General features: G+C 61.5%; 12 protein-coding genes and 1 pseudogene. 5 read left to right on the forward strand and 8 right to left on the reverse strand.

Annotated elements, in window-relative coordinates; genetic code table 11:
- The 3 genes and pseudogenes from CVS30_RS11330 to CVS30_RS11340 all read left to right on the forward strand — a co-directional run.
- A pseudogene (locus tag CVS30_RS11330) lies at window positions 1–1,029 on the forward strand (asparagine synthetase B); the annotation flags it as partial.
- A gap of 96 nt (window positions 1,030–1,125) precedes the next feature.
- Window positions 1,126–3,150, forward strand: coding sequence for a M3 family metallopeptidase (locus CVS30_RS11335; RefSeq protein ID WP_110485454.1), 2,025 nt, complete (start codon window positions 1,126–1,128; stop codon window positions 3,148–3,150).
- 4 nt (window positions 3,151–3,154) lie between these two features.
- On the forward strand, window positions 3,155–3,832 hold the full coding sequence (locus CVS30_RS11340; protein ID WP_110485455.1) for a GNAT family N-acetyltransferase: 678 nt from the start codon (window positions 3,155–3,157) through the stop codon (window positions 3,830–3,832).
- Between the two features lie 73 nt (window positions 3,833–3,905).
- Here the strand turns inward: CVS30_RS11340 and CVS30_RS11345 are convergent, their stop codons facing one another.
- The 7 genes from CVS30_RS11345 to CVS30_RS11375 form a co-directional block, all read right to left on the reverse strand.
- Window positions 3,906–4,805, reverse strand: a complete 900-nt coding sequence (locus tag CVS30_RS11345) for a dihydrodipicolinate synthase family protein (RefSeq protein ID WP_181419781.1) — start codon at window positions 4,803–4,805, stop codon at window positions 3,906–3,908.
- Between the two features lie 145 nt (window positions 4,806–4,950).
- Window positions 4,951–5,853, reverse strand: a complete 903-nt coding sequence (gene pdxS / locus CVS30_RS11350; protein WP_110485457.1) for a pyridoxal 5'-phosphate synthase lyase subunit PdxS — start codon at window positions 5,851–5,853, stop codon at window positions 4,951–4,953.
- A 105-nt stretch (window positions 5,854–5,958) separates the two neighbouring features.
- Window positions 5,959–6,585 carry a phosphatidylinositol phosphate synthase gene (pgsA, locus tag CVS30_RS11355; RefSeq protein WP_110485458.1) on the reverse strand — a complete coding sequence of 209 codons (627 nt, stop codon included), beginning with the start codon at window positions 6,583–6,585 and terminating at the stop codon, window positions 5,959–5,961.
- Between the two features lie 7 nt (window positions 6,586–6,592).
- Window positions 6,593–7,156 (reverse strand): HIT family protein, encoded by a 564-nt coding sequence (locus tag CVS30_RS11360; protein ID WP_110485459.1) that lies wholly within the window; start codon window positions 7,154–7,156, stop codon window positions 6,593–6,595.
- Window positions 7,157–7,188: 32 nt separating this feature from the next.
- Window positions 7,189–9,228 (reverse strand): threonine--tRNA ligase, encoded by a 2,040-nt coding sequence (gene thrS / locus CVS30_RS11365; protein ID WP_110485460.1) that lies wholly within the window; start codon window positions 9,226–9,228, stop codon window positions 7,189–7,191.
- 2 nt (window positions 9,229–9,230) lie between these two features.
- Window positions 9,231–12,764, reverse strand: a complete 3,534-nt coding sequence (locus CVS30_RS11370; RefSeq protein WP_110485461.1) for a DNA polymerase III subunit alpha — start codon at window positions 12,762–12,764, stop codon at window positions 9,231–9,233.
- Window positions 12,718–13,050 carry a hypothetical protein gene (locus tag CVS30_RS11375; protein WP_110485462.1) on the reverse strand — a complete coding sequence of 111 codons (333 nt, stop codon included), beginning with the start codon at window positions 13,048–13,050 and terminating at the stop codon, window positions 12,718–12,720. The genes CVS30_RS11370 and CVS30_RS11375 overlap by 47 nt, the downstream gene beginning before the upstream one ends.
- Window positions 13,051–13,337: 287 nt before the next feature.
- Between CVS30_RS11375 and CVS30_RS11380 the strand changes: the two genes are divergently transcribed.
- Window positions 13,338–13,847 (forward strand): GNAT family N-acetyltransferase, encoded by a 510-nt coding sequence (locus CVS30_RS11380; protein ID WP_110485463.1) that lies wholly within the window; start codon window positions 13,338–13,340, stop codon window positions 13,845–13,847.
- 27 nt (window positions 13,848–13,874) lie between these two features.
- The gene (locus CVS30_RS11385) at window positions 13,875–14,312 is read left to right on the forward strand and encodes a VOC family protein (RefSeq protein WP_110485464.1); all 438 of its coding nucleotides are present in this window, start codon (window positions 13,875–13,877) and stop codon (window positions 14,310–14,312) included.
- Here the strand turns inward: CVS30_RS11385 and CVS30_RS11390 are convergent.
- On the reverse strand, window positions 14,302–15,027 hold the full coding sequence (locus tag CVS30_RS11390) for an SOS response-associated peptidase (protein WP_110485465.1): 726 nt from the start codon (window positions 15,025–15,027) through the stop codon (window positions 14,302–14,304). The two genes, CVS30_RS11385 and CVS30_RS11390, sit on opposite strands and share 11 nt — an antisense overlap.
- Window positions 15,028–15,030: the final 3 nt, after the last annotated feature.

Below are 15,030 nucleotides of genomic sequence, written 5' to 3' on the forward strand. Positions count from 1 at the left end.
AAAATCGGCTTCACCACCCCCGAAGCCGAGTGGTTCGGACACATGAAGGAAAAGATCTACGAGATCTTCCTCTCCTCCTCCTTCGGCTCCCGCCCGTACTGGAACCAAGACGCCGTGATCTACGCGTTCGAGGAACACCTCAGCGGCAAGTCCTCCGGATCCACCATGGTCTTCTGGCGCCTGATCAACACCGAACTCTGGCTACGCGAATTCTTCGACGAGCCCGAAGTTAAGGCCGGCATCGAGGGCAAGAGCGACTACATCCCCAACGCCGACAAGCAGCTCGATATCACGGTGCCGGACAACGCCGGAACCTTCCGTCGTTACCCGCTGCGCACCGAGGTTTTCTACAAGGAAACCGATTTCGACCCCACCGTCATGACCTACGTCAAGCGTTTCTTTGACGGACTGCCTGCCGCTGGCACGGAGCACGCTACGGCAACCACGGATGCCCCGTGGTACCTCTTCGTCTCGGAGAAGATTGTTGCCATGACTCAAGGCCGGTCCATCCCGGTCTGGGACATCAAGGTCAGCAATGCGGCGCGCATTTTCTCCAAGTTCGTCACCCGTAACCCGGGCGGCATCGGCTTGGCCAGCCCCTGGTCCATGCAGCTCGCCATCGACGAGGTAGGCCTGCCCAAGATCATGTACGCCTCGGCACGCTCTGTCATCGGCAAGCTCCAGGGCAAGTCCGGCGTGTTCTACGAGGTGGTGGGCCACAACATCAACGCGATCGACGGCGCTGCCGGCTACCAGGTGGGAACCTCCACCCACTCGGTCAAGTACGCACCGATTGACCCCGACGGCGTAGCTGCTCGCCTCAGTGCCTTGGTCCGCGCAACTGTTCCGGCCGAATACGCCGCTACCTTCGCCGGCACGGCCATCATGGACGCCAACGACCTCGGCGTTGTGGCTCTGGGACACGACACCGGCTTGTCCAAGACGGTCCTGCAGGACATCTTCCGCGACAACCCGCAGGGTCAGACCACCGAGACAACCCCCATGTCTCTCGTGTTTACCCAAAAGTAACCACCAGCACCGTAACCCAAGCGGCGCATACCAAGGACGACGGCGAAACTCTCGTTTCGCCGTCGTCCTTGTGTTAAGCCATGAGAGAGTCAAAGCATGACCGAGGAAAATTCAGCCAACCCGTTCTTCACGGCCAGCACACTGCCGTGCCAGCTGCCCGACTTTGCCGCCACCGAGGTGGCACACTATGTGCCTGCCTTTGAGCACGGCTTCGCGCAACAGCTAGCGGAGATTGCCACCATCACCGGACAGCCCGCGGCGGCGACGTTCGAGAACACCGTGGTGGCCATGGAGCGTAGCGGCGCCGTGCTAACGCGTGTGGCCAATGTGTTTTTCAATATCGCCAGCGCCGATGGCACCGCCGAAATTTTGGCCATCGAAGAGGCGATCGCGCCGCGGTTGGCCACACACAGCGACTCCGTGTTGCTCAACGCGGCACTGTACCAGCGCATGCTGGCCGTGCCCGAGGACGGCCTAGACGCCGAATCCCTGCGGCTGCTACAGGAGTACCGCACGTCCTTCACCCGGGCCGGTGTGGACCTTGATCCCGCCGGTCAGGAGCGGCTTCGCGAGCTCAATGCGCAGTTGTCCGCGCTCGGCACGCAGTTCTCGCATAAGGTCACGCAGGCTGGCAATGACGCCGCCGTCTACGTTGTGGATCCGGCCGAACTCGACGGGCTCAGCCCCGATGATCTCGCGACGGCGGCTGCCGCGGCTCGCACCGCCGGGCATGCCGAGGGCTACCTCCTGACCCTGATCCTGCCCACGGCGCAGCCTGCCCTCGAGGTACTCTCAAACCGTGAAACGCGCAAGAAACTGCACCTAGCGTCGGTCAACCGTGGCAGTGCCTCGGGGGACGCTCCCGAGTTGGCCTTGGCTGCGACCATGGCGTCGCTGCGGGCCGAGAAGGCTGCCTTGCTGGGCTTCGCCTCGGATGCCGAACGGGCGATCGAACCGCAAACAGCACCGTCCTTGGCCGCCGTACACACCATGCTCTCTCCTATCGCCGAGGCAGCCGTGCGCAATGCCCGCGCCGAAGAGCAGAAGCTTGCCACTGCTGCCGGACATGCTATTGAAGCGTGGGACTGGGCGTACTACTCCGAGCAGATCCGCAGGGATGAGTACGGGGTTGACCTGGCCGCACTGCGACCCTGGTTTGAACTCAACTCCGTGCTGGAACACGGCGTCTTTTATGCCGCCACGCAACTCTACGGTGTGACGTTTACCGAACGTCAGGATTTGCTGGGCTACCACCCCGACGTCCGCATCTGGGAAGTCAATAACGCCGATGGCTCGACCCTCGGTCTCTTTGTGGGCGACTACTTCACCCGCAGCACCAAACGCGGCGGTGCGTGGATGAACTCCTTTGTGGAGCAGTCGGCACTCGAGGGGACTCACGCCGTCGTGGTTAATAACCTCAACATCCCCCAGCCTCCCGAGGGTGAGCCAACCCTGCTGACTTTCGACGAGGTAGTCACCTGCTTCCACGAGTTTGGACACGCGCTCCATGGACTGTTCTCGTCCGTCAGCTACCCGAAATTCTCCGGTACCAACGTTCCCCGGGACTTTGTGGAATACCCCTCGCAGGTCAACGAGATGTGGATTTTGTGGCCCGAGGTGCTGGCTAACTATGCCAAGCATTACCGCACGGGCGAGGCCCTACCCGAGGGCACCGTCGATAAATTGCATGCCGCCTCCCTCTGGGGTCAGGGCTTTGCCACGACCGAGTACCTCGGCGCTGCCTTGCTGGATCTGGCCTGGCATGAGCTGGCCCCGGGCGAGCCGGTCAAGGACCCTCTGGCGTTCGAGGCCGCGGCTCTTACCGCCGCGGGCGTTGATCTCCCGGCCGTGCCGCCACGTTACCGCACCGGCTACTTCAACCACATCTTTGCCGGCGGCTACGCGGCGGGGTACTACTCCTATCTGTGGAGTGAGGTGCTCGACGCCGACACCGTCGCCTGGTTCAAGGCCCACGGCGGGCTGTCCCGAGAGAACGGCGAGCACTTCCGCAGGACACTGTTGAGCCGTGGTTTCGCGATCGACCCGCTTCAGGCGTTCCGTGACTTTGCGGGCCGCGATGCCGATCCGGCACCACTTTTGACCCGACGGGGGTTGGTTTAGTTTCATGGTGACACTTGCAGATTGCCAGCGCACCCAACACGCCTGGTTCCGTGCTCTTGCGGAGGCCACGGGCGGGCGCTCATTCTCGACACATCGCATGGACTGGGTCTGGCTGCCCGAGACGCGGCAGATGTTGTGTATGTTCCCCACCGAGGTCACCGACGCAGGGCTTCAGCCGGCCTTGGCTGAAGCCGAACGCCGCGGCGCTACCTCGGTAGGTATCTGGATGAATGCCGCCATGCGGGAGGGTATCTTGCCGGCATACCGTTTTGTGCGTGGTTGGCAGCCTTGGTGGATGACGCGCCCACTCGATGTCGAGACCGTCGTGGCCGGCAGCGAAGAGCAGGACGCCCGCGTCTCTCTGACATCTCTGGTGCCGCATCAGGTCTGGCTGGCCACGGGACGCAGCGACGATGAGTGGGCGGGTCGTTGCTACGCCTATCTCCCGCCCGATCAGGGCGCGAAGCACCTGGCCGGGATCTTTGATCTTGAGGTGGCGCCGGAACAACGTCGCACTGGGCTAGGCACGGCACTGCTCAATACCTTGTCCGAGGCCGCGTTTAACGCCGGAGCCGAGCACCTGCTGCTCAATGCCACCCCCGACGGGCAGCGGCTCTTCCGGCAACGCGGCTTTGAGCTGATCGGCAAAGGCCAGACCTGGTGGTTCCACCCTCCCCAGTAACTCCTCCCAACGCCGCACCACTTTCCGGCCGTTTTTGAGTGACGCCGCACCACTTTATGGTGTTTTCCTGACCTCAGACAGCGGCGCTGATCTTCCAGGTTTCTTCCATGGTGGCCGCGGCAAAGGGTCCCCGGGGCGGAGCCGTTTGAACCCCGATGATGTTGGAGAGGGCGTGGAGTGCGCCGATGGGGTGAGGCGTCGCCGCCAGTGCGTGTGCGATGCCTTGCAGCCTTGTCAGGCTGTCGCCCTGTAGCTCTCCTGCCTGGGCGAGCCGCCACACCTTGATGTATTCGCCCGGCAGCAGGCCAGCTAGGCCGGTGTGCCAGGCATCAACGTCAGGGAGCTGGGCCAGCAACTGGACGTCGGCGCTGAGCCCGATAGAAAAGTCCGGCCCCACGGCGTCCCTGAGCTCGCCGACGCGGCCTGCAACATTCTCGCGCCGCATGGTGTCCTTGACGGCGCGTACGTGGGTATGCGCGGCCAAATAGGCCAGGGTTGCCGGGCTGACATCATAGTGAGTCTGCGCGGGTTTGTTGTAGAAGCAGATCGGCAGCGCCGTGGCTTCGGAGACTGTCAGGAATAGCGCCCGGACTTCCTTATCGGACAGCGGCAAATACGAAAACGGGGCCAGCAGTACACCGGCGGCTCCTGCTCGCTCGGCATCCTGCGCTAGGCGCACCACTTCGCGTGTAGAGGGAGCGCTCACCGCCGCATAGACCGGCATGGCGGATTCCCGCAAGCCTTCCGAGGTACCCACCAGGACTGCCGACTCCACAGCAGTTTGCACCACGGCCTGCCGTTCACCCCGGTCGAAAGTCACCCCAGCACCGGAGGTGGCCAGCACGGTCACCCCGGATACGCCCGCGAAAGACACGTTGCGCACGAGGTGAGCGAGCGACGCTAAGTCGAGTTCGTCGTCGTTCACTAAAGGCGTGATGGGGTAGGCCAGGAGGCCGGTGAAGGGCTGCGTCATGGTGTCAATCTTGGTTGGGAGGTGCCGGGAACGCAGACGGTTGAGGGAGAAATGAATCTCCCTCAACCATTTGGCACACCAGCGGCGCCGTAAAATGATGCGGCGTCGCGAAAAACCCGCCGTAAAATGATGCGGCGTTGGGGTGTTACCAGCCGCGCTCGGCCAGGCGGTGCGGCTCGGGGATGTCGGCGACGTTGATGCCGACCATGGCCTCACCAAGTCCGCGCGAGACCTCGGCGATGACGGAGGGATCATCGAAGAACGTGGTGGCCTTCACGACGGCGGCCGCACGCTGGGCCGGGTTGCCGGACTTGAAGATGCCCGAGCCAACAAACACGCCGTCGGCGCCAAGCTGCATCATCATGGCAGCGTCGGCGGGGGTGGCGATACCGCCAGCGGTGAACAGCACCACGGGAAGCTTGCCAGCCTCGGCGACCTCCTTGACGAGTTCGTACGGGGCCTGGAGCTCCTTCGCGGCAACGTACAGCTCGTCCTTGGGCAGGGCAGCGAGCTGGGCGATCTGCGTGCGGATCTTACGCATGTGGCCCGTGGCGTTGGAGACATCGCCGGTGCCAGCCTCACCCTTGGAGCGAATCATGGCAGCACCTTCGTTGATGCGGCGCAGGGCTTCACCCAAGTTGGTGGCGCCACAGACGAAGGGAACCTTGAAGTTCCACTTGTCGATGTGGTGCTCGTAATCGGCCGGGGTCAGGACCTCAGACTCGTCCACGTAGTCAACGCCGAGGTGCTCCAAGACCTGTGCCTCGACGAAGTGGCCAATGCGGGCCTTGGCCATGACGGGGATGGAGACGGCGGCGATGATGGCGTCGATCATGTCCGGATCGCTGGCGCGGGAGACCCCGCCCTGGGCACGAATATCGGCGGGAACGCGCTCGAGGGCCATGACGGCTACGGCGCCGGCATCTTCGGCAATCTTGGCCTGCTCAACGTTGACAACGTCCATGATGACGCCGCCCTTGAGCATATCGGCCATGCCGCGCTTGACTCGGCTGCTGCCGGTTACCGGTGTTACATCGGGTGTAGACACAAAAAACCCCTCTGGGAAGGAACATTATTCTCAAACCCGACAATGTGATTCATCGCACGGGTAACGAAAGTCTATTCCTGGCCCAGTAGGGGATAAAAATGAGTGTTACTCCTCCACCTCGGCTAGGGCGGCGAGAGCCTGACGCCGCACCGTTGCGATCCTTTGGAAGACGGTGACGAGGCTGGCGATCGCGAGCAAAACAAGCACGACGGCGAGCACCACTTCCGGTAAACCGAGGCCTACCAGCCCGGTCGCCACGAGGACGACGACGAGCCGGTCTGAGCGTTCGGCGATGCCGACATTAGCGGTCATGCCCAGACCCTCGGCGCGAGCCTTGGCGTAGGAGACGATTGAACCCAACACGAGGCAGGTCAGCGCCATGGCAGCAATGAAGTGATTGTTTCCGCCCGTGTAGAACCAGATGACAATGCCGGCGAAGACCGCCCCATCGCCGACGCGGTCAAGAGTGGAATCCAGGAAGGCACCCCAGTTGCCCTTACGACCAATCATGCGAGCCATGAGCCCGTCCAGGATGTCGGAAAAGACAAAGACCGTGATGACCACGGTGCCCCAGAACAGTTCACCTAGGGGGTAGCCAATGAGCGCGCCGGCGGCGACACCGAGCGTGCCAATGATCGTGACCGCATCCGGGGAAACCTTCAAGCGCACCAGAAGCGCGGCGACGGGGGTGAAGATGGCTGCAAAAAGCGCACGGGCATACTTATTCAGCATGAAGACTCTATTCGACTGAGTCCCAAGCATTGGCTACTTGCTCGCGCACGTCGCCCAACGTCTGGGTTATGGCTTTAGTGCCGGCAATAATAGGCAGGAAATTTACATCGCCACCCCATCGCGGCACGATGTGTTGATGCAGGTGCGCGGCGATGCCCGCGCCTCCCGTGACGCCCTGGTTCATACCCAGGTTAAATCCTGAGGGGTTGGAGACGGCTCGCACAACACGCATGGCGCGCTGCGTCAAGGCGGCAAACTCCGCGGTTTCTTCCACGGTGAGATCCGTGTAATCAGGGATGTGCCGGTACGGGCACACGAGAAGGTGCCCCGGGTTGTACGGGAAGAGGTTCAAGATGACATAAGCCAGCTTGCCTCGGTGGACGATCAGCGATTCTTCGTCGCTGCGTCCGGGTGCGGCACAGAAGGGGCAGTCGTGCACGCCCTCAACCGGCTCACTTTTTTTGACGTAAGCGAGCCGGTGCGGAGTCCAGAGCCGCTGAAAAGCATCAGGAACTCCGGGGAGTTCAAAGTCATCCTCAACGGCGTTGCCCACCGCACCATGCTCACTCACGTTGTACTTCCTTGTTGCGCTGCTAGAAGGGCTTATGCTGTCCGGTTACGAACGGCTTCAACGATCCTGCGCACGGCCTCGTCCACGGCCACACCGTTGTCCTGGCTGCCATCACGGAAGCGGAAGGATACGGCGTTAGCATCAGCGTCGTCACCGCCGGCGATCAGCACGAACGGGATCTTGTCCTTGCTGGCCGTGCGGATCTTCTTCGGGAAGCGATCGCTGGAGATATCAACCTCGGCGCGAATGCCCTCCTTCTTCAGCTGGGCGACGACGTCGAACATGTAGTCATTGAAGGCCTCGGCGACCGGAATCGCCACAACCTGCACGGGGGCAAGCCAGGCCGGGAAGGCGCCGGCGTAGTGCTCGGTCAGCACGCCCATGAAGCGTTCCACCGAGCCGAAGAGGGCCCGGTGAATCATGACGGGGCGCTGGCGGGTGCCGTCGGCAGCCTGGTATTCCAGCTCGAAACGCTCGGGCAGGTTGAAGTCCAACTGGATCGTGGACATCTGCCAGGTGCGACCCAGCGCATCCTTAGCCTGCACGGAGATCTTGGGGCCGTAGAACGCGGCTCCACCGGGATCGGCAACGAGCTCAAGGCCAGATTCCTTGGCAACTTCGGCGAGCGTCTGGGTAGCTTCTTCCCAGATGTCATCCGAGCCGACAAACTTTTCCGGATCCTTGGTGGACAGTTCCAGGTAGAAGTCCTCCAAGCCGTAGTCCTTCAGGAGCGAGAGGACAAAGTTCAGGGTTTCGGTGAGCTCATCCTTCATCTGATCCTTGGTGCAGTAGATGTGAGCATCATCCTGTGTCATACCGCGCACGCGCGTCAGGCCGTGAATAACACCGGACTTCTCGTAGCGGTACACCGAACCAAATTCAAACAGACGCAGGGGCAATTCGCGGTAGGAGCGGCCGCGTGAACGGAAGATCAAGTTGTGCATGGGGCAGTTCATGGGCTTGAGGAAGTAATCCTGGCCAGGCTTGCGCACCGTGCCGTCTTCGTTCAGCTCAGCATCAACGTGCATGGGAGGGAACATGCCATCGCGGTACCAATCAAGGTGGCCGGAGACCTCGTAGAGGTGACCCTTGGTGATGTGCGGGGTGTAGACAAACTCGTAGCCAGCCTCAACATGACGCTTGCGTGAATAGTCTTCCATCTCCTTACGGATAATGCCGCCCTTGGGGTGGAACACGGGCAGACCCGAGCCCAACTCGTCGGGGAAGGAGAAGAGATCAAGTTCAACACCGAGCTTGCGGTGATCGCGACGCTCAGCCTCGGCAATGCGCTCCTGATAAGCCTTCAGGGCTTCCTTGGTGGGCCAAGCCGTGCCGTAGATGCGCTGCAGCTGCTGGTTGTTCTGGTTACCCAACCAGTAAGCAGCAGAGGTGCGGGTCAGTGCGAAGGCGTTGGAGATCAGCTTCGTATTGGGCAGGTGCGGGCCGCGGCACAAATCGCACCAAACGGTTTCGCCGCTCTTGCGGTCGATGTTGGAGTAGATCGTGATGTCGCCAGCGCCGACCTCGACGTTGACGCCTTCTGCGGAGTCGCCGTCGTTCTTCTTGCCCAAGAGTTCCAGCTTGTAGGGCTCGTTGGCCATGGCCACGCGAGCCTCGTCTTCGGAGACGACACTGCGGGCAAACTTTTGGTTCTGGTTGACGATCTTGAGCATCATCTTCTCAAGCTTCTTGAGATCTTCAGGAGTGAAGGGCTCGGCCACATCGAAGTCGAAGTAGAAACCGTCGGTGATGTACGGGCCGATGCCAAGCTTGGCGTCGGGGCGCAGCTGCTGCACGGCCTGAGCCATGACGTGGGCCGTTGAGTGGCGCAGGACGTCAAGGCCCTCGGGGGAATCGATCGTGACGGCTTCAACGGAAGAGTCTGCTGCCAGCTCTGTGGAAAGGTCCTTGAGGACTCCGTCTACGTGCATAACAACAACGTCGCGGCGTTCGAAGAACAATTCCGCGCCGGTGGTGCCTGTGGCCACCGTCGTCGTCTCGCCATCGACTGTGAGGGTGATCTGTGAATCCACTGGCACTGGTAACTCCTTGTTTGTTATGTATGGCTCCATGTTTAAGCAACATACGGTGGTTGCTGTGAGCCTCTTTGATGGTATCCGTTTGTCGCGGCGCCTTCCAACACGGCACCGCGTGGCAGAGAAGCGGTGTCGTGCAGATCCCAGGCCTGCAACGCCTGCACCGTGATCCCCCGCGGACCCGTGCGCCGAGTCAATCCCTTGATCAAGAGCATGCGGGTACCAAAGAGCAGCGGGCCCGACTTTTCTTGTGCCTCGCTAAAGAAGGACGCGTCAACGCATCCGGTACCATCGTCAATGCTGATGAAAACCACCCGTTTCCCGCCGCGCATTGGCGGGGTTTGCGTGGCAATCCGGACCCCTGCCACGAACACCTCGCTGTGGTTTCGTAGTCCTAAAAGCTCCTCAGCGTAGCTCACACCAAGGGTCTTCAGTAGTGGCGCGTAGCTGTCCATGAGGTGAGCGCTGACATCCAGCGACAATAAATCCAATTCGGTACGCACGGTTTCGGCCGGGCTGAGGTCAACATGGTGGGCGGCCAATGTGCCCAATTCCACATCCCCGAGGGGCAAGGCCAGTTGCCCCTCGAGCGGGGCAGTGCGCCGACCCGGCCGGTGCGCCGGGAGGCTGTTGACATGTGCCACCAGATCGGAACGGTTAGCCGTATTGCCGGTGAGGTGCTGGGCCTGGCGATGCAGCGAGTCCAGGGCCCCCAGTTGGGCCAGCCGTTTCAAGGTGGGGCGGCTGAGCTTGGCCCTGTCGCGCAGATCGGCCAAGGAGTCATAAGGCTGACCGGCGAGAATACGTTTAAGCTCCGTCCCTGAGAGCCCGTACACTCCCGCCAGGCTCAGGCGAATACCGGTCACGGCCTGCGGCGCGGTGCCACCTTCCATGCTTAAGGTCCGCTCGGCCCGATACTCCCCCGTGCTGAGATTGATGTCCAAGGGCAGAATCGGGATGCCCAAGCGCCTGGCCTCGGCCACCAAGAGCCGGCGTGGATACATGCCGGGGTCGTGTTCCCACAGACCTGCCAAAAACTCGGCCGGGTGATGGGCCTTCAGCCACGCCGATTGGTAGGTGGGCACAGCAAAGGCCGCCCCGTGTGCCTTGCAAAAGCCAAAGCTGCCAAAGGCCTTCACGGTCTCCCAGACCTCCTCAATCACGGCGGCCGAATAGCCCTTGACCGCGGCGTGCTCACGAAAATACTGCTCCACGGCAGGCTCCACCGCCGGGTCGCCGAGCCCTCGCCGGAACTCGTCCGCCCGGGACAGGGTGCATCCCGTCAAGGTGCTGAAGGTGTGCAATATTTGCTCATGAAAAACCGTCACCCCATGGGTTTCTTCCAAGACCGGAACCAGATCCGGATGGGCATAGTGCGGGCGCGCAAATCCCGCCCGACTCTCCAGATACGGCGTGACCATATTCGATTGCATGGGCCCGGGCCGGAACAAGGAGATATCCACGACCAGATCGCTGAACTCTGTGGGCGCCATCTTGCCCACGAGTTCTCGTTGTCCCGGTGATTCAATCTGGAAGCAGCCCAGCGTGTGGGTGCTGCGGATCAACTCAAAGGTGGGTTCGTCGTCGAGCGGGACGGCGTCAAGGTCGATCCCGCCCGCGTCATTAATATAAGGGGCGTTTTCCGCATGCCCCCCCTGGGCAATCACCTCCTGCTTTGATGGATGCAGCCGAATCACCTCGCGCACCGCATACGCCATGGCGCTTTGCATCCGCACACCCAGGACATCGAGCTTGAGCATGCCCATGGCGTCCATATCGTGTTTGTCGAATTGACTCATGGGCAACCCCATCCCGCTCGGCTGCACAGGGGTGCGGTTCAGAAGGGACGAATCCCCCAGGATCACCCCACAAGGGTGCATGGAAATATGCCGCGGCAGACTATCGAGCCGTTCGGTCAGATCCACGAGCAAGTCCAATTGCTGGCCTTCCCGCCCCTCGTGCGCTCCTTCTCCCCTTTCCTGGGCCAGCCGGGAGTGCTGAAGCTGGGCGGCAAGGTCTCGTAACTCCGGCTTTTCTGCCAGCGCCTCTCTAAAGGACGACGCCGAGAAGCGCCACAGCTGTTTGGCGATCTGATCGATCTCTCCCTTATCCATCCCCAGCGCCAGCCCCGCATCCCTGACGGCGCCTCTGGCCCGATACGAGTTCTGCATGCTCATCAAGGTCACGCGCTGGTCCCCGAACCGTTCAAAGATGCGCCGATACACCGCATGGCGTTGTGCGCTTTCCACGTCCAGGTCAATATCGGGCAGGGTCGATCGGTTATCGGAGAGGAAGCGTTCAAAGAGCAGGCCGTTGGCGATGGGGTCCACTGCGCTGATGCCCAGTAAATAATTAACCAACGACGACGCCCCGGAACCTCGTGCGGCTCGGCGCACCCCCATGGTGCGGATCATTTCGGAGACTTCGGCCACCGTCAAAAAGTACGATTCAAAACCCAGCTTGCCAATCGTGGCCAGCTCAGTCTCTAACCGGGTACGTATATCGCGTAGTTTTCCGTGGGAAACCCCAGCATATCGGCGGATCAGCCCGGCCTCGGTGCGCTGGCGTAATTCCAGCTGCGCGGGCTGCGTCAACCCCAAAACAGCAGCTTCAGGGGTTGAGGCTTTTTTCCAGCCCAGGTCGGCGACGGGGTCAAGGCGGCATTTATCGGCGAGCCTGGCCGTGTTGGCCCAGAGCTGCTTCACCTCGGCATCCCCGTCCCCGGCATAGAAAACAATTTCCTGCGCCAGAGCATGCATGGCGGACGCACCTTTAATCCACGCCTGCGCCGAGGTCTGCAGCTCCTCAATCTTGCCCAGCGAGGCAATATTGCGTGCCGCATCTAAAACGTCGGCCGTGGGCGCGTTACCTTCCTTGGCATACCGCGCGGCATTGCTCAAGATTGCCGGAACCTCAAACTCTTGGGCCAGCTTGAGTAGCCGCACCGCATAGGGCATGCTCATGGCTGTCCCCTGGGAACTCTGATGATTGACCAGTTCCACCACAAGAGATCCCGCCGGCATGGCCCGATGCCAGGTACGAAACTTCCGTCTCGGCAGAAGGTACTGCTGATTCCCACCCATGGCCCTACCGACCGGAGACATGGGTCCCAGCAGCACGGTCAAGGCCGGTGTTCCGCTGATCGGATCCAGGACTCCGGCCGCCATTTGCTCCAGCGTTACCCCCACCGTTGCGCTCCCTGCATGAGCGAGCGAGATCAAACGACATAGCGCCGCGTACCCTGTTCCAGGGGCCACGGCGGCTCCGCCATGGGCCAACACCACCACCCGTCCGCTCGCATAGAGTCCGTGGGGGCCTTCCTCGAGCACGGCCAAATCGACCCCAATGATGGGATCGATCCCGGCCGCCCTGCAGGCCTTGACGTGCTTAACCGCCCCATACAGCCCGTCGCGGTCGGTAATGGCCAGCGCATCACCATCCACGGAGGCCGCAGCGGCAAGATCCTCCGGCCACGACACGCCGAAGTGGGCGCTATAGGCCGAAGAACTATGCAAATGGACAAAGTTACGCACCGCCCAGCACCTCTTTAAAAATGTCCTCGACGGCTTCATGAATCTTTATGACGCGCCACCGATCGGCCGGCCGATACCTTGCCACATCCAGAGTTAATCCATCAGGAATACCCTCTCGATGCAGCTGAAAACGCCACATCTGAGTGTCCACAACGCCCACGCCCTCCCCCGGCGGGACGCGCGTTTCAAGCTCCCACCAGCGACGCCGCTCATACCAGCACAAGGGATGCGGGGCAATGGAATAGCTCACGCCACGCCATATCAACCGCACCAGCTCCCCCGAGGGCGAACGCTCCACCTCAACGGCTTCGCTGAAGATGCCCATACGCATCCTCCATCTCAGATCGGCGCCACAAACAAATAGCTATCTTCGGATATGTCTTTTGTATTAGTACATATATTCTAATAGATTTAAGTGTACGCTCAATCCCACACGGCAGCTACCTGTCCATCCGTGAATCACTTCTGCGGGCATTCGCCCGCTTTGATGGCTATCGGCGCGCACTGAGCGCACCAAGGGATAGCCGACAATGCAACTGACGTCTACCATGGCTTTAAGGCCTTTGCTTCAGCCGCGCTACTAGAGCTACAACAACTTTTAAGGAGCGTTCCATGACTGACCTGGTCACCCTCATCGCTAAAACCACCCCGTTGGAACGCGATCTCACTTTCCCTTACCGAACCGTAGAAGCTGCCGATGCAGCACGTCTCGGTGAGCTGTACTTCACCGCTTATGACACCAGCGTGGTGGGTGATTCCCTAGACGCCGCCCTGGCCGATATGAAGGAATCATTGGCCGGTAAATACGGTGCCCTGCTTCCCGCCGCCTCACATGTTGCCCTCGATGAGGCCGGCAAGATCATTGCCGCCGTCCTCGTGGTGGATCACGCCGTTGGCGACGACACCCCCGATACACCGTTCATCATCGAATTGATCACCGACCGCCAGCACCGTCGCCGCGGTCTGGCCGAAGACCTCGTGTTGGCCACCATGGACACCTTGTTCAACGAGGGAAAGAGCGATGTCGCCCTCCGCGTGGAAGCTGGCAACTCCGCTGCTCTGGCTCTCTACCTATCGCTTGACTTCCGCCGCTGGTCCCCTGAAGAAACCGACGACGTCTAAAAACTCCACACCGCGAAGGACAACATCATGGATCAACGGCTGAATTTTATTTCGCTGGGGGTCCGTGATGTTTCGCGTTCCCGCGACTTTTACCTCACCGGTCTAGGGTGGCAGGCCCACCACGAGGTGCCCGGAGAAGTCATCTTCCTCCAGGTCAATCACGGCCTCATCCTCTCCCTCTGGAACCGGGACGCCATGGCCGCAGAACTCGGGGTGGACGTTGGACAGCTGCAGTCACCCAGCGGGGTTCCGCCCATGACGCTGAGCCACAATGTTGGCAGTGCCGAGGAGGTTGACGCGGTGGTGCGGGACGCGCAAAAGGCCGGTGCCGTCGTCGTACATCCACCCAAGAAACAATCTTGGGGCGGGTACAGCGGTTACTTTGCCGATCCAGATGGCTTCCGCTGGGAGGTCGCCCATAATCCCACGTGGCTCGTGGACGACGCCGGACACGTCACGGTGTGATCGGAGCGATCAGTTCGGGCGTGTCGTTACGAACGTTACCGACAGCGGCCGAGACCGCATCCAACTCCCAGGTTCCCGCGAGCTCCCAGGCCTGAGCCAACGCCGCCTCTAGGAGCGTTCGGGTGTCTTTGTTCTCCGGGTTGAGCCAGTCGGTCAGGGCCTCCGGGCTCAGGGGAACGGGCAGGCGATCATGCAAGGTGGCCAGCTCACCCTCGGGCGGGGATGGCATGGTCAAAATGGTGCAGGACAAGAGCCACTGCTCCGGCGAACCGTCCGCCTGGGCCGGATCCTTCCACCACTCATACAGGCCGGCGAAGGTGATCAGGGCACCATCCGAGGAGTGCACAAAGTAAGGCTGCTTGCTCTTGCCGTCGGGCGACTTTTTCCATTCGTAGTAGCCCTGCACGGGGACGCCACACCGCCGCGACTTGAAGGCCGCGCGGAAGGTGGGCTTTTCCTGCACCGTCTCGCTGCGGGCGTTGAAGGCGCGGACACCGACAGCCGGGTCCTTGGCCCAGCCCGGAACCAGGCCCCAGGTGGCCACGTGGATCTGGCGGTGCGGGACGCCCTCGATGATCCGCTCCAGCACAATGGGCACATCCGTGGTGGGGGCAACGTTGTAGGAGGCACGCAATTCCAGAGAAGCCTCGGCCTCTGCTTCCAGCTCCGCGACTAGATCTCCAACGGCCCGGGCCATGACGTAACGTCCGCACATGCC

This window comes from Arthrobacter psychrolactophilus (genome assembly GCF_003219795.1).
In the GTDB taxonomy this organism is placed as follows: domain Bacteria; phylum Actinomycetota; class Actinomycetes; order Actinomycetales; family Micrococcaceae; genus Specibacter; species Specibacter psychrolactophilus.

Coding starts and splice junctions, on each gene's coding strand:
- CVS30_RS11345 (WP_181419781.1), bottom strand. CDS start 4,805: ATGACGCAGCCCTTCACCGGCCTCCTGGCCTACCCCATCACGCCTTTA.
- CVS30_RS11375 (WP_110485462.1), bottom strand. CDS start 13,050: ATGGGCATCTTCAGCGAAGCCGTTGAGGTGGAGCGTTCGCCCTCGGGG.
- pgsA (WP_110485458.1), bottom strand. CDS start 6,585: ATGCTGAATAAGTATGCCCGTGCGCTTTTTGCAGCCATCTTCACCCCC.
- CVS30_RS11370 (WP_110485461.1), bottom strand. CDS start 12,764: ATGAAGCCGTCGAGGACATTTTTAAAGAGGTGCTGGGCGGTGCGTAAC.
- thrS (WP_110485460.1), bottom strand. CDS start 9,228: ATGGAGCCATACATAACAAACAAGGAGTTACCAGTGCCAGTGGATTCA.
- CVS30_RS11390 (WP_110485465.1), bottom strand. CDS start 15,027: ATGTGCGGACGTTACGTCATGGCCCGGGCCGTTGGAGATCTAGTCGCG.
- CVS30_RS11340 (WP_110485455.1), top strand. CDS start 3,155: ATGGTGACACTTGCAGATTGCCAGCGCACCCAACACGCCTGGTTCCGT.
- CVS30_RS11380 (WP_110485463.1), top strand. CDS start 13,338: ATGACTGACCTGGTCACCCTCATCGCTAAAACCACCCCGTTGGAACGC.
- CVS30_RS11385 (WP_110485464.1), top strand. CDS start 13,875: ATGGATCAACGGCTGAATTTTATTTCGCTGGGGGTCCGTGATGTTTCG.
- CVS30_RS11335 (WP_110485454.1), top strand. CDS start 1,126: ATGACCGAGGAAAATTCAGCCAACCCGTTCTTCACGGCCAGCACACTG.